Here is a 17,050-nt window from a genome sequence, read left to right on the forward strand (position 1 = left end):
TCATCGTTTCCGGCGGGCGGGGCATGAAGGCGGCGGAGAACTTCAAGATCTTGGAGGAGCTGGCCGACGTCTTGGGCGCCGCCGTGGGGGCCTCGCGGGCGGCGGTGGACGCGGGATACGCCCCGCACAGCATGCAGGTGGGGCAGACGGGCAAGACGGTGTCCCCGCAGCTGTACATTGCCTGCGGCATTTCGGGGGCCATCCAGCACTTAGCGGGCATGAGCTCGTCCAAGGTCATCGTGGCCATCAACAAGGACCCCGAGGCCAACATCTTTAAGGTGGCCGACTACGGCATCGTGGGGGACCTCTTTGAAATCGTGCCCCTTTTGACCAGGGAGTTCAAGAAGCTCCTGGGCAAGGAAGGGGAGTGCTAGGGGGGTTGCGCTTGTGCGGGAGGCGGTCATTGTCAGCGGCGCGCGCACGGCCATAGGGGCCTTTGGCGGGTCTTTGAAGGACGTGCCGGCGGTCAAGCTGGGCAGCCTGGTCATCAGGGAGGCGCTGGTGCGGGCGGGCATAAAGCCCGCCGCCGGGCAGGACGCTTTGAGCTTCGCGCCGGACGCCTTAAAGGAGGCTGGCATTACCGAGCTGGAGCGCCAATACGCCCGGTGGGAGGAAAACCTGCAGGAAGTCCAGGTAGACGAGGTAATCATGGGTCACGTGCTCCAGGGGGGCTGCGGCCAGAACACGGCCCGCCAGGCGGCCATTTATGCCGGCGTACCCAAGGAAACCCCCGCCTTTACGGTCAACAAGGTCTGCGGCTCCGGCTTAAAGGCCATTGCCCTGGGGGCGCAGGCCATCATGTCCGGCGAGGCGGAAGTGGTGGTGGCCGGCGGCATGGAAAACATGAGCCAGGCGCCCTACGCCCTTCCCCGGGCCCGCTGGGGCTACCGCATGGACATCAACGCCCGGGGCGAATGCCTGGACCTCATGGTTTACGACGGCCTGTGGGAGATCTTTTACGGCTACCACATGGGCTACACGGCAGAAAACATTGCCCAAAAGTACGGTATTTCCCGCCAGGAGCAGGACGAATTGGGCCTGCTCAGCCACCAGCGGGCGCGCGCGGCCATTAAAGAAGGCCTCTTTAAAGAAGAAATAGTGCCCGTGGAAGTGCCCCAGCCCAAGGGCGGCACGGTAACCTTTGACACCGACGAGCGGCCCATGGACACCAGCCTGGAAAAGATGGCCCGGCTAAAACCCGCTTTTCGCCCCGACGGGACGGTGACCGCCGGCAACGCCTCAGGCGTTAACGACGGCGCCGCCGCCGTGGTGCTCATGTCCCGGCAGAAGGCGCAGGAGCTGGGCCTAAAGCCCCTGGCGGGCGTGGTTTCCTTTGCCGCGGGCGGCGTGGACCCTGCCTACATGGGTCTGGGCCCCGTGCCGGCGGTAAGGAAGGCCCTGCAAAAGGCAGGGCTCTCCATACAGGACATAGACGTGGTGGAGCTAAACGAAGCCTTTGCCGCCCAGGCCCTTGCCTGCATGAGGGAGCTCGGGCTGAGCCTGGAGAAGACAAACCTTTTGGGCAGCGGCATTTCTCTCGGCCACCCCATCGGCTGCACGGGGGCCAGGCTGGTGGTCACCATGCTATACCTCATGAAGCGGCAGGGCTTTAAATTGGGCCTGGTGACCATGTGCATTGGCGGCGGCCAGGGCATGGCCATGGTCTTGCGGCGCGAAGACTAGCGCGCGGAAAGGAGGTCGGCGGTTTGATGGAAGTGAAGAAAATCATGGTGGTGGGCGCCGGGCAGATGGGTACGGGCATCGCCCAGGTGGCGGCTGCCGTGGCCGGCTGTGAAGTAATTTTAAACGACATCAAGGAAGAGTTTGTCTCGCGCTCCCTGGCCAACATCGAAAAGAACCTCCGCCGCGAGGTGGAAAAAGGCCGGCTTACGGAAGAGCAGAAGAGGGAGGCGCTTGCGCGCATTACCCCCTCCACCAGCCTGGCCGACGCCCGGGATGTGGACCTGGTCATCGAGGCGGCGGTGGAAAACATGGAAGTGAAGAGCAAGATTTTCAAGGAGCTGGACGGGATATGCCCGCCGCACACCGTTTTGGCCACCAACACTTCGTCTTTGCCCATCACCCAGATAGCCGCGGCCACCAAAAGGCCGGAAAAGGTCATCGGCATGCACTTCATGAACCCGGTGCCGGTAATGAAGCTGGTGGAAATCATCCGGGGCCTGGCCACCTCCGATGAAACCTTTGCCGTGGTCAAAGCCATGAGCGAACGCATGGGCAAGGTGCCGGTGGAGGTAAACGACGGGCCGGGCTTTGTCTCCAACCGCGTGCTCATGCCCATGATCAACGAGGCCATCTACTGCGTCTACGAGGGCATCGCCACGCCGGAAGCGGTGGACCAGGTGATGAAGCTGGGCATGAACCACCCCATGGGGCCGCTGGCCCTGGCCGACCTCATCGGGCTGGATACCTGCCTTTACATCATGGAAGTGCTGCACCGGGAATTCGGGGACAGCAAGTACCGGCCCTGCCCGCTGTTAAAGAAATACGTGGCCGCCGGGTGGCTGGGCCGCAAGACCGGGCGGGGGTTTTACGTCTACAGTGACAACAAATGAGGAGGGGTGGCGCCGGTGTCCTGGAACAACATCCTGGTGGAAAAGGACGGCCACACGGCTGTGCTCACCGTAAACCGCCCGCAGGTATTGAACGCCCTCAACGCCGAAACGCTGCTGGAGATAGACAAAGCGGTGGACGAGCTGGCCGCCGACCCGGCGGTGAGGGTGATCATCATCACCGGGGCGGGGGAAAAGGCCTTTGTGGCCGGCGCGGACATCGCCTTCATGAGCAAGCTGACGCCCCTGGAGGCGCGGGACTTTGCCCGGCTGGGGCAGCGGGTGCTCGGCAAAATTGAAAATTTGCCCAAGCCGGTCATTGCCGCCGTGAACGGCTACGCCCTGGGCGGCGGCTGCGAGCTGGCCATGGCCTGCGACATCCGCGTGGCCTCGGAAAAGGCCAAGTTCGGCCAGCCGGAGGTCAACCTGGGCCTGATTGCCGGTTTTGGGGGCACCCAGCGGCTGACCCGCCTGGTCAACCCGGGCATCGCCAAGGAGATCCTCTTCACGGGGGACATGATTGACGCCGAAACGGCCAGGAGAATCGGCCTGGTCAACCACGTGGTGCCGGCGGAAGAGCTCATGGCTTTTTGCAAGTCCCTGGCCAGCCGCATAGCCTCCCGGGGCCCGGTGGCCGTGCGCCTGACCAAGGAGGCGGTAAACGAGGGCCTGGAGATGGACCTGGAGAAGGCCCTGGCCCACGAGGCGGACCTCTTCGGGCTCGTCTTTGCCACTTCCGACCGGGAAGAGGGTATTTCCGCCTTTTTGGCCAAGCGCCAGCCCCAGTTCCAGGGGAAGTAGGCCTACCGGTCTTTCCCTTATGAATGCCGGTTCGTGCAGGTACAGGAAGGACTTTCCTGGGCCTGCTTTTTTTATCAATGCGCGGTAAAAGGAAAAGGTGGTATATTATTTATGGGGCGCACGAGTATTAAGGAATATTAAACGGGGGGATTCAGGCCTCTCATGGACATCACCTGGCTTTTTCTGGTCCTTTGTCCCTACATGCTGCTTTATTTTTATTTAACCGATTACACTTCCTGGAGCCAGCGCCGGATTGTGCTGGTCTGGGCCGGCGGCTTTTTGCTCATTTTGAGCCTGTTTTTGTTAATCGACTATCTGAACCCCGTGCACCCGCCATTTCCCAGACTTTTTTAGTGACTTCCGCCTCTCACCCGTTGTCTGGCCCGACAAAGTGGTGGTAATATAGTTTAAGTGATGAAAATAATTACCGGCCGGGAGGTTTTAGCTGTATGTTTGTGAGAGATTACATGACCACCTCTCCCATTACCATTGGCCCGGGCGTCCCCATTTTAGATGCCCTGGAAGTAATGAGGAAAAATAAGATCCGCCACCTGCCGGTGGTGGACAGGGGCCGGCTGGTGGGTATCGTTACCGAGCGGGATTTGCTCACCGTTTCACCTTCCCCGGCTACCACCCTCAGCATTTTTGAGCTCAATTACCTCCTGTCCAAGATGGAAGTCAAGGAGGTCATGAAAACCAACCCCATAACCGTCGCCCCCGATTGCACCATTGAGAAGGCCGCCCTCCTCATGCGGGAGCATCGCATCGGCTGCCTGCCGGTTATGGAGGGCGACAACTTGGTGGGCATCATCACCCAGAACGATATTCTGGACGCGTTAATTCGCATTTTCGGCCTGCGGCGGGCAGGGACGCGGTTGGTCCTGGAGGCCGTCGACCGTGTTGGCGCGCTGGCCGACATCCTGGCCACGGTGCGCAAGCACCAGATCAACGTGGTGGGGGTGGCCTGCCGGGAAAAGGAGGACCAGCGGGTGCAGATCATGCTCCGCCTGAGCACGGTGGATCCCCAGGCCCTCATTAAGGATCTGGAGGAGCAGGGCTTTGAGATTAAGTCGGTGAGCTAGCAGGGGTTGGCTTGAAGGGCTATGGATGTTTTAAGTTCCCAGGTCTTTCCCAGGTACATTACCATTGCCGTGGACATAGCCACGCGCATTGTGCGCGGCGAGTACCGCGAAGGCCAAAAAATCTTCGGGCGCTCCACCCTGGCCGGCAGGTACAACGTTTCGCCGGAAACCATACGCCGGGCGCTCACCCTCCTGCAGGACATGGGGATCGTGCACGTTTCTCCGGGCGTGGGGGTGGTGGTGAGGTCCCAGAAGGCGGCCGAGGCCTTCCTGGCCGAGTGCGGGCACCGGCAGGTTTTGCGGGAAATGCAGGAGAGGCTCCACCGCCTCCTGCGGGAAAGGGACCGCATCAACGCTGAAATCGAAAAGCTCATGAACGAACTGCTGGATTACACCTTTAAGATGGCCGGTAACCTCCAGCGCATAGAAGAAGTGCGCATCTTACCCACCTCCCCCCTGGTGGGCAAGTCCCTGGCGGAGGCGGAATTCAGGGCCAGGACGGGCTCCACCGTGCTGGCCATTTACCGCCGGGGGGAGGAAATCCTTTCCCCGCAGGCCAGCACGGTCCTCCAGGCAGGGGACATCCTCATCGTCCTGGCGCCCCCCGAGCAGAGAGAGCAGCTTTACAGCCTGGTGGGCGGGCCCAACAGCCACCAGGGGGGAACGGAAGAATGAGTTCTATTGACACCCCTCTTAAAACGGGCCTATAATAACCTTAAGTGCAAGGAGCCTTTAGGGAACGGGTGATCCTCCTTTGAGCATAGGCCACGTTCATGCCGGTAACGGGTTTTGCTGGCGGGCTTTTTAAGTGGTCCTTTTAGCCCTGAAGGTGTGGCTGTTTCAGGGCTTTTTCTTATTCTGGCGCAGGTGAGGGAGTTGGACAGGTACTTCATGCAAATGGCCCTGGATCTGGCCCGCCGGGGCCTAGGCAGGACCAGCCCCAACCCCATGGTGGGGGCGGTGGTGGTTAAGGAGGGCCGCGTGGTGGGGCGGGGCTATCACGCCCGGGCCGGCGCGCCGCACGCGGAGGTAAACGCCCTGCGGGAGGCCGGGGAGCAGGCGCGGGGTGCCACCCTTTACGTTAACCTGGAGCCCTGCTGCCACTACGGGAGGACGGGCCCCTGCACGGAAGCCATCCTGGCGGCAGGGGTAAAGCGGGTGGTGGCGGCCATGGAGGACCCCAACCCCCTGGTGAGCGGGCGGGGGCTGGAAAGGCTGCGCCGGGCCGGGGTGGAGGTCACGGTGGGCGTGATGGAAGAGGAGGCCCGGCGCCTCAATGAAGTATTCATAAAGTACATTACCACCCGCCGCCCTTTTGTGGTCTTAAAAGCGGCCATGAGCCTGGACGGAAAGATAGCCACGCGCACCGGGGAGTCCCGCTGGATTACCGGCCCGGAAGCCCGGCTGGCCGCCCACCGCCTGCGGGACCGCTACGATGCCGTTTTGGTGGGGATAAATACCGTGCTCCGGGACGACCCTTCCCTCACCACCCGCCTGCCGGGCGGGGAGGGGAGGGACCCGGTGAGGGTGGTGGTGGACAGCCTGGCCCGCATTCCCCTTCACGCGCGCCTGCTCACGCAGAAGTCGCCGGCTCCTACCATTGTGGCGGTCACGGAAAGGGCGCCGGCGGAAAAGTTACGCCGGCTGGAAGAAGCCGGGGCGCAGGTTCTGGTGATTCCCGGCGGCCCCCGGGTTGACCTGGCCGCCCTCATGGAAGAGCTGGGGCGGAGGGAAATAACCAGCGTACTGGTGGAAGGGGGCGGGGAAGTCCACGCCTCTTTCCTGGAGGGCCGCCTAGCCGATAAGGTGGTCTGGTTCATCGCCCCCCTGATCATCGGCGGGCGGAAGGCTCCCGGGCCGGTGGGCGGCGAGGGCTTTGCCTGGCTCGGTGAGGCGGTCAGGCTACGGGACGTAAGCCTGGCGCGCTGTGGAGAGGATCTCTGCCTGGAGGGCTACATCCGGTACGGAGGGGAGGGCTGATGTTTACCGGCCTGGTGGAAGAGGTGGGCGTTGTGCGCGGCATCTCCCGCGGCAGGGACTCGGCCCGCCTGGTGGTGGAGGCCACCAGGGTAACCGCGGACATGAAGGTGGGGGACAGCGTGGCCGTAAACGGCGCCTGCCTCACGGTGGTGGAGTGCGACCCGTACTCCTTTGCCGCCGACGTCATGGCCGAAACCCTGGCCAAGACCAACCTGGGTCTTTTAAAGCCGGGTGACAGGGTAAACCTGGAGCGGGCCTTGAGGCTGGGGGACCGCCTGGGCGGGCACCTGGTGACGGGGCACATTGACGGCGTGGGCAAGATAAAGAGGCGGCGCGAGCACGACATAGCCGTGCTCCTGGAGATTGAGGCGCCGCCCGAGGTGATGCGCTACGTGGTCAAAAAAGGCTCGGTGGCCGTGGACGGTACCAGCCTGACGGTGGCAGACGTGGGCCGGCAGAGCTTCCTCGTCTCCCTCATCCCCCACACGGCCAGCCGGACTACGCTGGGAGCCAAAAAGCCGGGAGAGGCGGTTAACCTGGAGGCGGACATCATCGGCAAGTACGTGGAAAGGCTTTTATCCTTCCCCCACCGCGGGGCCTCTCCGGGGGAAGGGATTTCGCTGGAGTTTTTAAGCGAGCACGGCTTTTTATAGGGCAGGGCCCAAAATGCTGATTGGGGAGTGACTTTCACCATGGAGTTCCGTTTTAACACCATTGAGGAAGCAATCGAGGACATCCGCGCCGGCAAAATGGTGGTAGTGGTGGACGACGAGGACAGGGAAAACGAAGGGGACCTGGTTATGGCGGCGGAAAAGGTCACTCCCGAGGCCATTAATTTTATGGCCACCTACGGCCGGGGCTTGATCTGCATGCCCATCACCAACCAGAGGGCGGACGAACTGGACCTGCCCCTCATGGTCAGCCATAATACCGACAAGCACGGCACGGCCTTCACCGTGTCCGTGGACCACAAGGATACCACCACCGGCATTTCCGCTTACGAGAGGGCGCAGACCATCAAGGCCATCTTGGACCCCAGCACCCGGCCGGAAGACCTGCGCCGCCCCGGGCACATTTTCCCCTTGCGCGCCCGCGAGGGGGGCGTCCTGCGCCGGGCCGGGCACACCGAGGCGGCGGTGGATCTGGCCCGCCTGGCGGGGCTATACCCTGCAGGGGTAATCTGCGAGATCATGAAGGAAGACGGCACCATGGCCCGCGTGCCGGAGCTCATGGAGTTCTGCCGGAAGCACAACCTGAAGATCATCACCATTGCCGACCTCATCAAATACCGCCGGCGCACGGAAAAGCTGGTGCGCAAAGTCGACGAGGCCTCCCTGCCCACCAAGTACGGCGAGTTTACCGCCGTAGCTTACGAGAGCATTCTCGACGGGCAGGGCCACCTTGCCCTGGTCAAGGGGGACCTCAGCCGGGTAGAGGCTCCCCTGGTGAGGGTGCACTCGGAGTGCCTCACGGGGGACGTGTTTGGCTCCCGGCGGTGTGACTGCGGCGAGCAACTGGCCCGCGCCATGGAAATGATTGCCAAAGAGGGCGTGGGCGTGCTCCTGTACATGCGCCAGGAGGGGCGGGGCATCGGGCTGCTCAACAAGATAAGGGCATACAAGCTCCAGGACCAGGGCAAAGATACGGTGGAGGCCAACGAGGCCCTGGGCTTCCCGCCCGACCTGCGGGACTACGGCATCGGCGCGCAGATCCTGGTCGACCTGGGGCTGAAAAAGATACGCCTTTTGACCAACAACCCCCGCAAAATAGCCGGGCTGGAGGGACACGGGCTGCAGGTGGTGGCGCGCATTCCCATTGAGATCCGCCCCGGAAAATACAACCGTTTTTACCTGGTCACCAAAAAGAAAAAGCTCGGGCACCTCCTCAGCGTGGGCGATGAAGTAAGTTAAGTAAAGATTAGGGAAGGGAGATGAGCCGTGCCTAAGATATACGAAGGGCGCCTAATTGGCGAAGGCCTGCGCTTTGCCCTGGTGGTGGGGCGCTTTAACGAATTCATTACCCACAAGCTGCTGGCGGGGGCGCTGGACGCCCTGTACCGCCACGGGGTGCGCGAGGAGGACATCGAGGTAGCCTGGGTACCCGGAGCCTTTGAAATCCCCCTGGTGGCGCGCAAGCTGGCCGTCAGCGGTCGCTTTCATGCCGTGGTGTGCCTGGGGGCGGTAATCCGCGGCGCCACGCCCCACTTTGACTACGTAGCCGCGGAGGTGGCCAAGGGGGTGGCCAAGGTGGGGCTGGATACCGGCGTGCCGACGATTTTCGGTGTAATCACTGCAGACACCCTGGAACAGGCCATTGAAAGGGCGGGGACGAAGGCCGGCAACAAGGGCTGGGATGCGGCGCTGGCGGCCATTGAAATGGCCGATCTCTTGCGCAATTTTTAAGTTGAAAGGGGAGGGCCGCCGGTGAAAAGGCGACCTGTGGAAAGCTTACAGCAGGTGGCAGATTTCCGCGTTTCGCCGGAAGGGCGACTCTTTTCGGCCAGCAACGAAGAAATTCTCGCAGGCTGGACGACGGACATCTATTTCATCAAGACGCGGGAAATTTTAAAGCACCTCGGCCTGGAAAAGACCCCCGTAGTGGCCGAAGTTTTTGCCAGCCGCCGGGGGCTCATGGCCGGCGTGCCGGAAGTGAAAAATTTGCTGGCCGGCACCGGAGTGGAGGTCTGGGCGCTGCCCGAGGGAGAGTGGTTTGAGGAAAAGGAAGTTGTCCTGCGCATCAGTGGCCCTTACGACGCCTTTGGGATTTACGAGACGGCCCTTCTGGGTATTCTGGCCAGCTCCAGCGCCTGGGCCACGGCGGCCAGGCAGTGCAAGGAGGCCGCCGGCCCCAAAAGGGTGATTTGCTTTGGCGCCCGCCACGTCCACCCGGCGGTGGCCCCGGTCATGGAAAGGGCGGCCATTGTGGGGGGAGCGGACGGGGCCAGCTGCATTCTGGGGGCCAAGCTGGCCGGTCGGGAGCCTGCTGGGACCATGCCCCACGCGGCGGTGCTCATTGCCGGCGATACGGTGGAAGTGGCCCTGGCCTACCGGAGGGCCATGCCGCCCGGGACGCCGGTGATTGTCCTGGTGGACACCTTCAAGGACGAGGCCGAGGAGGCGCTGCGGGTGGCCCGCGCGCTGGGGGAAGAGCTGGCCGCCGTGCGCCTGGACACGCCCGGAGAAAGGGGCGGGGTTACCCCCTTCCTGGTGCGGGAAGTGAGGGCTCGCCTGGACCAGGCCGGCTTCCAGCACGTGCAGATTTTTGTGAGCGGCGGCCTGACCCCGGAGAGGATCAGGGTGCTTTCCGAGGCGGGAGCGGATGCCTTCGGGGTGGGCAGCTACATTTCCGGCGCGCCGCCCATTGACATGACCATGGATGTCAAGGAAGTTAACGGCAAGCCCGTGGCCAAAAGGGGACGCATCCCCGGCCTCACGCCGAACCCCCGCCTGCAGAGGATTTTATAAAAAAAATAAAAAACGGCTTTGGCAAGCCGCTTTTTAAATGGCCCTCTGCACTTTGCGCAGGCAGCTGGTACACACGCGGATTCTCTTGCGCGTGCCGTTGATAACCGCCCGCACGCGCTGCAGGTTGGGCGTCCAGGTCCTCTTCGTGCGGCGGTTGGAGTGGCTTACCTGCATACCCACCACCACGCCCTTGCCGCAAATGGCGCACCTCTTAGCCATTGGTTCTCGCCACCTCCCCTTTTCTGCTACCACACTCCTTCATTCTAGCAAAAACCTCCCGGTAGCGCAAGGGTGGTAGGAAAAGTGCCAGGTGCGGATTTTGAAACCTACCCGGTACAGTACCTGAAGGGCGTGGGGCCGCGACGCTCCGCCCTTCTCCGCCGGCTGGGCATTAATACGGTAAAAGACCTGCTCTACCACTTTCCCCGTGATTACCAGGACCGCACGCAGCTTAAAGCGCCTTATGCCTGCCTTCACGGGGAGCAGGTAACCATGCAGGGGGAGGTGGTAGGGGGGGAGGAGTTAAACCCCCGCCCGGGCCTCTCCATTGTCAAGCTACAGCTGCGGGGCGAGGGGGGGAGCTTTTACGCCCTGTGGTTTAACCAGCCTTACATATTAAAGCAGTTCCCCCGGGGGACCCGCCTGCTGGTCTTTGGTAAGGCCGAGAGGCGCTTCGGCGAGCTCCAGGTGCAGGTGGCGGACTACGAGGTGCTGGACGGCGGCGCCGGGAGTGCCGGTGAGGGGATAGTTCCCGTGTACCCCCTCACCGACCAGCTCAGCCAGCGTTTCATGCGCTCCCTGGTAAAGCTCGCCCTGGAGCAGTGGGCGGATCAGGTGGAGGATTTCCTGCCCCCGGCGGTGCGCAGGAAGTTTTCCCTCCCCGCTCTGCCCGCCGCCTTGCGGCAGATACACTTCCCTTCCTCCCTCAAGGAGGCCGAAAGGGCCAGGAAGCGCTTTATCTTTGAAGAGCTCTTCCTCCTGCAGACGGCCTTGGCCCTGCGCAAGAAAAGGTTGTCCCGCCAGCTGAAGCCCCACCGCTATTGCCCCGGCGGGGAGCTGGTGGCACGCTTTCTGGCCAGCCTGCCCTTTACCCTGACCTCGGGGCAGAAAAAGGCGTGGGCCGAGATCCAGGCGGACTTGGCCTCCCCCTCGCCCATGAACCGCCTGCTGCAGGGGGATGTGGGGTCGGGGAAGACGGTGGTCAGCACCCTGGCCCTCCTGCGCGCCGTGGAAAGCGGCCTGCAGGGGGCGCTGATGGTCCCCACGGAGGTGCTGGCCGAGCAGCACTACCTCCTCCTCTCCCGGAGCCTTTCCCCCCTGGGAGTAAATGTGGCCCTCCTTTCCGGAAGCCTGCGGAGAAAAGAGCGGGAAGCCCTGCTGCGGGGCCTGGCGGACGGGGAGATACCCCTGGTGGTGGGCACCCACTCTTTGATCCAGGAGGACGTGGTGTTTAAGTCCCTGGCCCTGGTGGTCATTGACGAGCAGCACCGCTTTGGCGTACGCCAGAGGGCCCTCCTGCAACAAAAGGGCTACTGCCCGGATGTGCTGGTGATGACGGCCACGCCCATTCCCCGCACCCTGGCCCTCACCCTGTACGGAGATCTGGAGGTGAGTCTCATCGAGGAACTGCCGCCCGGGCGGCGCCCGGTGCAGACCTACGTGCTCCCCACCTCCCACCTGCCCAGGGCCTACCAGCTGATCAGGCGGGAGGTGGCCCGCGGGCACCAGGCGTATATAATCTGTCCCCTAGTGGAAGAATCGGAAAAGCTAAACGTGCAGGCGGCGGTGGACCTGGCCAGGGAGCTTTCCCGGGGGCCGCTTTCCTCCTGCCGCATAGGGCTGCTGCACGGGCGCCTCAAGCCCGCAGAAAGGGAAGAAGTCATGGAGGCTTTCCGGCGGGGTGATATCCAGGTGCTGGTGGCCACCACGGTGGTGGAAGTAGGGGTGGACGTGCCCAACGCCACGGTAATGCTCATCCTGGATGCCCACCGCTTCGGCCTCGCGCAACTGCACCAGCTGCGGGGAAGGGTGGGCAGGGGGGAGGCCCAGTCGTACTGTCTCCTGGTCTCCGACGGCCCCACGGAGGAGGCCCGCTACAGGCTGGAAGCCATGGTCACCACCACCGACGGGTTTGCCCTGGCCGAAAAGGACCTCCAGCTGCGGGGGCCGGGTGAATTTACGGGCACCAAGCAGTCCGGCCTGCCCGAACTTAAGGTGGCCGACCTTTTAAGGGACTGGCGCGCCCTGCAGCTGGCGCGCCAGGAGGCGCTGGCCCTGGTGGAGCGGGACCCCGAGCTGGCGCAACCCGAGCACCACCGGTTGAAAAAAGAGATCCAGAGCAGGTTTGGCAGCGGCGTGGCTTACCTGGGCGTGAGCTAACAAAAAAATTTTGCCCGCGCCGCTTTTTAATTTTAAATTGGTACTGGCTTCCACTGCGGTGCGCGCAAAGAGGGTGATTTTTGCCGCAGGCCGGGGTAAAATGTTCTAGTTATAAAGGGTTTTCGCGGGGCCATAATAAGAATAGCTCAACACACCGAGGAGGTGAACATACATGGCTCTGGGCCAAAAGCGGAACAGGCTTCTGCTGCCGCAGGCCGCCGCCGCCATGGAGCAGTTTAAGTGGGAGACGGCCCAGGAACTGGGTATTCAAATACCGCAAAGCGGTTACCTGGGTGACCTGCCTTCCCGGGTAAACGGCGCCATTGGCGGTAACATGGTGCGCAAGATGATTGCCGCCTACGAGCAAAGCCTGGCTGCGGGTACCCAGCCTCCCACTCCGCAGGTAACCAATGTCCGCACCACGCCTTAACATAGGTGAGCCCTTGCGGGGGAACCCGACCGGCAGGAGCGCCCTGTCCCGGGGTTAGTTCCCTGCCGGTTGGGTCCCCCACAGGGACTAACTTTAACAAGCGGCCTGCCGCTTGTTAAAGTTTTTTTAATGCTCAAGGTAGTAGCTGTAATCGTCGGCGGTCAGGGCCGGGTGCAGGGCCAAGTTAATGGCACCGGCGATTACCTTGGCCATCCTGACAATCAGGGTATCGATTTCCTTGGGCGTCACGGTTAAATTTCCCCCGAAGGGTGCCAGGACCTTCTCCACGGCCTGCCTGGCCAGATGGTAGTTGAGGGAGGGGTTGATGGCGGCCTTAACTAACTCCAGGTAGGTGCTTATGGTGTCCTGGCCGATGACGGCGGCATGGACCACGGTGGGCACTCCAATGGCCAGTACCGGCACGCCCATGGTTTCGCGGTTAATAGCGGCCCGCCGGTTGCCGATTCCCGAGCCCGGGTTAATGCCCGTGTCGGCTATCTGAATGGTGGTGCATATGCGCGTTACGCTGCGCGCGGCCAGGGAGTCAACGGCAATGATTAAAGAAGGCGCCGTTTTTTCTACCACCCCCCTGATGATTTCCGCCGTTTCAATGCCGGTCAGCCCCAGCACGCCCGGAGCCAGGGCGCAGACCACGCGCATGCCCTCTTTCAGCTCGTGGGGGGCGTACTGGAAGAGGTGCCTGGTGACCAGGCTTAACTCGACTACCTTCGGCCCCAGGGCGTCGGGCGTGGCCCGCCAGTTGCCCAGCCCTACGAGCAGGATCACGGCTTCCCGGGGCAGCGGCGAGATGTAACGCCCGAGCATCCTGGCCAGGACCTGGCTTACCTCGTGGTGGGCGTGCGGCACGTTTTCCCGGAGCACCGGGGCCTCAATGGTTATGTATGTGCCCACCGGCTTGCCCATGATGCTTTCGGCTGCTTTTTCCACAATGTGCACTATGGTAACCTCGGCGTGGGGATAGCTTTCCCTGTCTACCCTCACGCCGGGGATTTCTTCTCCCGTTTCCCCGCGCACTATTTCCCGCGCTTCCAGGGCCAGGTCCAGGCTGATGCCCCACGAGCGCAGCATGTCCATTACTTTTGGCAACTCCGAGCCCCCTTTGGTTGTGGCCTGCACAAAGTACGTTTATATATTTTCCCGCCGGCGCCGGATTATGCAAGCGTATTTTTTGCCGGAAATTTTTTTGGTATAATGTGTTGGGGTATGGCGGGATGCCGTTGAGGGTTATTACCGGACAGGCCAAGGGAAGATTCCTGAAAGTGCCCCGGGGATGGGGCGGGCGCCCCACCTCCGACAGGGTAAAGGAGTCCCTTTTTAACATTCTCGGGCCGCTGGTTCCCGGCGCTTCCTTCCTCGACCTCTTTGCGGGTACGGGGAACGTGGGCATAGAAGCGCTGAGCCGCGGCGCTTCCCGCGCCGTATTTGTGGAAAATAACCGGCAGGCCGTGAGGGCCATCCGGGAAAATTTGGCCCAAACGGGGCTTGGCGACCGGGCGGAAGTGCTGCCCCTTGACGTGCTGGCCGCCGCCGGGCGGCTAAAAGGACAAAAATTTGAAATTATTTTTTTGGATCCCCCTTACGGGCAGGGCCTGGAAGTACCGGCCTTAGAGGCCCTGGTCGCCAACGACCTGGTTAAAGAAAACGGCCTGGTGGTGGTGGAGGGCAGCAGGCGCCGGCAGATGCCGGCGCGGGTGGGCTGCCTTAAACTCTGCCGGGAGCACAGGATAGGGGACACCGTGCTGGCCTTTTACCGGCCTGGCGTGGACGGGGAGGAGGACTAGGCATATTGCGCATAGCCGTTTACCCGGGGAGCTTCGACCCCATAACCAACGGGCACCTAGACGTCATCGAGCGCGCGGCCTGCCTTTTTGATCGCCTGGTGGTGGCCATTGCCCGTAATGCCAAGAAAAAGCCCCTCTTTACCATTGAAGAACGGCTGGAAATGCTCCGCGAGGTCCTGCAGCCCTTTTACAACGTGGTGGTGGATTCCTTTGACGGCCTGACGGTGAATTACGCTAAAAGCATAGGGGCACAGGTCATCGTGAGGGGCCTGCGGGCTATTTCCGATTTTGAGAACGAGTTTATGATGGCCCTGACTAATAAGAAGCTGGTGCCGTCCATTGAGACCGTTTTTTTAATGACCCGGGCGGAGTTCTCGTTTATCAGCTCCAGTGCCGTAAAGGAAGTGGCTTTTTTCGGGGGGTGTGTGCGGGACCTGGTGCCGCCGGCTGTGGAACGAAGGCTGTACGAAAAATTTGCGCACCGCCATGCGAGGGAGGGTTAGCAGGGTGGAACTCTTTCATATTTTAAACGAGATGGAGGATTTAATTGAGAGCAGCCCCCGTATTCCTATGACCAGGCGGGTTATTGTAGATGAAGAAAAGCTGCTTGATTATTTAGACAGAATTCGTACCACGTTACCCGAAGAGCTGCGCCAGGCCCGCTGGATTTTACAGGAGAGGGAGAAGGTTCTCGCGGATACCAAAAAGGAAGCCGACAGGATGCTTGAGGACATCCAGAGGCAGGTGGAAAAGAAGGCCGAGGAAAGCGAGATCGTGCGCAAGGCTCAGGCCAGGGCGGAGGAAATCCTGCGGCGGGCGGAGCACGTGGCCCAGGAGATCAAGCAGGGCGCCCGCGAGTACGCCGACGAGATTTTAAGCAAGCTGGAGGAGAACCTGGATATGATCCTGGCCCAGGTCAGGGAGGGCAGGGCGGAGCTAAAGGGCATCAGGCCGGCAAAAAAGGAAGAGGCAAGGGTGGCCCAGGGGTAACATAAGGCGCATCCCGGAAGGCGAGGATGCGCCTTTTCTGCTTAAAGCCTGGCGGCGCTGGGGGTAGGTATGGTGCCCGGGTACAGGCTCTTGATGATTTTAAAGTGACTCTGCCACCACCAGCGGACGTCGTGGTTCTTGACCACCCGGCGCATGGCTTCCAGACGGCTCCTTTGCTCCGGCAGGGGCATCTCCAGGGCCGTCTTGATCTTCCTGGCCAGGTCATGCGGCTCGTGCGGGTTGGCCAGCACCGCCCCCTGGAGCTCCTGGGCGGCGCCGGCAAACTGGCTGAGCACGAGCACGCCGCGCCCGTCAATCCGCGAGGCCACGAATTCCTTGGCCACCAGGTTGAGGCCGTCCCGCAGGGCCGTAACCAGCAGGACGTCGGCGGCCAGGTAGTGGGCCACCAGCTCAGGAAGGTCCAGGGACTGGTAGCGGTAGCGCACGGGTATGGCGCCCTGGACTTCGTCGAAGTGCCCGTTTATTTCCCCCACCAATCTTTCCACTTCCTGCCGGAGCGCGCCGTACTCCCCGAGGCCGTTACGGCTGGGTACGGCAATCTGCAGGAGGGTTACCTTACCGCGGTAACCCGGGTGTTGCTCCAGGAGGTGTGCCAGGGCCTTTAGGCGCTGGGGTATTCCTTTGGTGTAATCCATGCGGTCAACGCCGAGCAAAATTTTTTCTGCCCCCAGGGAGTTCCTTATTTCCTGGGCCCGCAGCCTCACCTTGGGATCGGCGGCCAGCTGTTCAAAGCGGTGGAAGTTTATCCCCACGGGTATGGCGGAGACGATGATGCGGCGGTTGCGAAAGCGTATCAAGCCCTGCTCCCGGAAGATCTTGACCGGGTAGTAGCGGGCCACCGTTTCCAGAAAGTTCTGGGCGTACTGCGGGGTGTGGAAGGCAATCAGGTCGCTTCCCAGCAGGCCGTAAATGAGCTGCCGCCCCCAGGGCAGAATCTGGAAGAAATCTGCCGGCGGGAAGGGTACGTGCCAGAAGAAAGCTATTTTGGCTTCCGGCAGGGCGCATCGCAGGAACTGGGGTACCAGGGCCAGGTGAAAGTCGTGAATCCAGTAGATTTCCTTTCTCGTCTGGAGGGTGATGCGGGCAAATTTGCGGTTGACCAGGCGGTACGCCTCCCAGTAATCCTGGCGGAAGGTGCAGCGCTCGGGAAGCTGGTGTAGAAGCGGCCAGAGGCAGGCATTGCAAAAGCCGTGGTAGTAGCGGGTATGTTCCTCTTCGGTCAGCAATACTTCCTGGATATGGTAGCGCGGGTCTGCTTGCGGAACCTCCAGCATGGCTCCGGTTTTCCGTCCCGAATTGTCCAGACGGCCGCACCAGGAAATCCACGTGCCGCCGTAGTCGGTGAGCACCGGCTCGACCGCCGAGGCCAGTCCACCCACGGTGCGCTTGGGGATAAGGGTATCCCCGTGTTCCTGCAGGACATATGCGCCACGGTTGGAAACAACTACCACCTGGGGGTTACCCGCGGAAAGTACTGCCTTTCCATACCCGTACAACATGCCCACCTCCTTGCTAAAGTTATCAACATTTT

General features: G+C 62.0%; 19 protein-coding genes. 16 read left to right on the forward strand and 3 right to left on the reverse strand.

Going from position 1 to position 17,050, the window contains the following annotated elements; all coding sequences use genetic code 11:
- The 11 genes from G454_RS0107420 to G454_RS0107475 form a co-directional block, all read left to right on the forward strand.
- Positions 1-374: electron transfer flavoprotein subunit alpha/FixB family protein (locus tag G454_RS0107420; protein ID WP_027718112.1), on the forward strand; the 374-nt coding region annotated here is incomplete at its 5' end.
- 13 nt (positions 375-387) lie between these two features.
- Complete coding sequence (locus tag G454_RS0107425) at positions 388-1,683, forward strand: acetyl-CoA C-acetyltransferase (protein WP_027718113.1); 1,296 nt, start codon at positions 388-390, stop codon at positions 1,681-1,683.
- Between the two features lie 32 nt (positions 1,684-1,715).
- Entirely contained in the window at positions 1,716-2,573 is an 858-nt protein-coding gene (locus G454_RS0107430) for a 3-hydroxybutyryl-CoA dehydrogenase (protein WP_211230004.1), read from the forward strand.
- Positions 2,574-2,588: 15 nt separating this feature from the next.
- Positions 2,589-3,371 (forward strand): enoyl-CoA hydratase-related protein, encoded by a 783-nt coding sequence (locus tag G454_RS0107435; protein ID WP_027718115.1) that lies wholly within the window; start codon positions 2,589-2,591, stop codon positions 3,369-3,371.
- Positions 3,372-3,820: 449 nt separating this feature from the next.
- Complete coding sequence (locus tag G454_RS0107445) at positions 3,821-4,453, forward strand: CBS and ACT domain-containing protein (protein WP_027718117.1); 633 nt, start codon at positions 3,821-3,823, stop codon at positions 4,451-4,453.
- A 21-nt stretch (positions 4,454-4,474) separates the two neighbouring features.
- Positions 4,475-5,128 carry a GntR family transcriptional regulator gene (locus G454_RS0107450; protein WP_027718118.1) on the forward strand — a complete coding sequence of 218 codons (654 nt, stop codon included), beginning with the start codon at positions 4,475-4,477 and terminating at the stop codon, positions 5,126-5,128.
- 156 nt (positions 5,129-5,284) lie between these two features.
- Positions 5,285-6,433 carry a bifunctional diaminohydroxyphosphoribosylaminopyrimidine deaminase/5-amino-6-(5-phosphoribosylamino)uracil reductase RibD gene (ribD, locus tag G454_RS0107455; RefSeq protein WP_342669543.1) on the forward strand — a complete coding sequence of 383 codons (1,149 nt, stop codon included), beginning with the start codon at positions 5,285-5,287 and terminating at the stop codon, positions 6,431-6,433.
- Entirely contained in the window at positions 6,433-7,086 is a 654-nt protein-coding gene (locus G454_RS0107460) for a riboflavin synthase (protein WP_027718120.1), read from the forward strand. The genes ribD and G454_RS0107460 overlap by 1 nt, the downstream gene beginning before the upstream one ends.
- 39 nt (positions 7,087-7,125) lie before the next feature.
- Entirely contained in the window at positions 7,126-8,343 is a 1,218-nt protein-coding gene (locus G454_RS0107465; RefSeq protein WP_027718121.1) for a bifunctional 3,4-dihydroxy-2-butanone-4-phosphate synthase/GTP cyclohydrolase II, read from the forward strand.
- A gap of 27 nt (positions 8,344-8,370) precedes the next feature.
- Positions 8,371-8,835, forward strand: coding sequence for a 6,7-dimethyl-8-ribityllumazine synthase (ribH, locus tag G454_RS0107470; protein ID WP_027718122.1), 465 nt, complete (start codon positions 8,371-8,373; stop codon positions 8,833-8,835).
- 21 nt (positions 8,836-8,856) lie between these two features.
- Entirely contained in the window at positions 8,857-9,897 is a 1,041-nt protein-coding gene (locus G454_RS0107475) for a nicotinate phosphoribosyltransferase (RefSeq protein WP_027718123.1), read from the forward strand.
- A gap of 33 nt (positions 9,898-9,930) precedes the next feature.
- On the opposite strand, the gene rpmB is transcribed toward G454_RS0107475, so the two are convergent.
- A complete protein-coding gene (gene rpmB / locus G454_RS0107480; RefSeq protein ID WP_027718124.1) occupies positions 9,931-10,116 on the reverse strand; it encodes a 50S ribosomal protein L28 in 186 nt (61 codons plus the stop codon).
- Positions 10,117-10,200: 84 nt separating this feature from the next.
- Between rpmB and recG the strand changes: the two genes are divergently transcribed.
- Positions 10,201-12,276, forward strand: a complete 2,076-nt coding sequence (gene recG / locus G454_RS0107485; protein ID WP_027718125.1) for an ATP-dependent DNA helicase RecG — start codon at positions 10,201-10,203, stop codon at positions 12,274-12,276.
- A 172-nt stretch (positions 12,277-12,448) separates the two neighbouring features.
- Complete coding sequence (locus G454_RS0107490) at positions 12,449-12,706, forward strand: alpha/beta-type small acid-soluble spore protein (protein ID WP_027718126.1); 258 nt, start codon at positions 12,449-12,451, stop codon at positions 12,704-12,706.
- 126 nt (positions 12,707-12,832) lie between these two features.
- On the opposite strand, the gene gpr is transcribed toward G454_RS0107490, so the two are convergent.
- Positions 12,833-13,813, reverse strand: coding sequence for a GPR endopeptidase (gene gpr, locus G454_RS0107495; RefSeq protein WP_245574348.1), 981 nt, complete (start codon positions 13,811-13,813; stop codon positions 12,833-12,835).
- 125 nt (positions 13,814-13,938) lie between these two features.
- On the opposite strand from gpr, the gene rsmD reads away from it, so the two are divergent.
- From rsmD to G454_RS18220, 3 genes are read left to right on the forward strand one after another with little or no spacing between them, the layout of a single operon-like run.
- Complete coding sequence (rsmD, locus tag G454_RS0107505) at positions 13,939-14,508, forward strand: 16S rRNA (guanine(966)-N(2))-methyltransferase RsmD (protein WP_245574349.1); 570 nt, start codon at positions 13,939-13,941, stop codon at positions 14,506-14,508.
- A gap of 5 nt (positions 14,509-14,513) precedes the next feature.
- Positions 14,514-15,011 (forward strand): pantetheine-phosphate adenylyltransferase, encoded by a 498-nt coding sequence (coaD, locus tag G454_RS0107510; RefSeq protein WP_027718129.1) that lies wholly within the window; start codon positions 14,514-14,516, stop codon positions 15,009-15,011.
- A gap of 4 nt (positions 15,012-15,015) precedes the next feature.
- The gene (locus G454_RS18220) at positions 15,016-15,498 is read left to right on the forward strand and encodes an ATPase (protein ID WP_035107373.1); all 483 of its coding nucleotides are present in this window, start codon (positions 15,016-15,018) and stop codon (positions 15,496-15,498) included.
- 41 nt (positions 15,499-15,539) lie between these two features.
- Here G454_RS18220 and G454_RS18225 read toward each other — a convergent pair whose 3' ends face one another.
- The gene (locus G454_RS18225) at positions 15,540-17,015 is read right to left on the reverse strand and encodes an alpha,alpha-trehalose-phosphate synthase (UDP-forming) (protein WP_051276052.1); all 1,476 of its coding nucleotides are present in this window, start codon (positions 17,013-17,015) and stop codon (positions 15,540-15,542) included.
- Positions 17,016-17,050 lie beyond the last annotated feature (35 nt).

The sequence above is a fragment of the Desulfovirgula thermocuniculi DSM 16036 genome (assembly GCF_000429345.1).
GTDB lineage: Bacteria > Bacillota > Desulfotomaculia > Desulfotomaculales > Desulfovirgulaceae > Desulfovirgula > Desulfovirgula thermocuniculi.

Bases quoted from the DNA above. Each gene is read 5' to 3' on its own strand.
- G454_RS0107490 (WP_027718126.1), top strand. From the start codon at position 12,449: ATGGCTCTGGGCCAAAAGCGGAACAGGCTTCTGCTGCCGCAGGCCGCC.
- G454_RS0107450 (WP_027718118.1), top strand. From the start codon at position 4,475: ATGGATGTTTTAAGTTCCCAGGTCTTTCCCAGGTACATTACCATTGCC.
- G454_RS0107445 (WP_027718117.1), top strand. From the start codon at position 3,821: ATGTTTGTGAGAGATTACATGACCACCTCTCCCATTACCATTGGCCCG.
- rpmB (WP_027718124.1), bottom strand. From the start codon at position 10,116: ATGGCTAAGAGGTGCGCCATTTGCGGCAAGGGCGTGGTGGTGGGTATG.
- rsmD (WP_245574349.1), top strand. From the start codon at position 13,939: ATGCCGTTGAGGGTTATTACCGGACAGGCCAAGGGAAGATTCCTGAAA.
- G454_RS0107465 (WP_027718121.1), top strand. From the start codon at position 7,126: ATGGAGTTCCGTTTTAACACCATTGAGGAAGCAATCGAGGACATCCGC.
- G454_RS0107460 (WP_027718120.1), top strand. From the start codon at position 6,433: ATGTTTACCGGCCTGGTGGAAGAGGTGGGCGTTGTGCGCGGCATCTCC.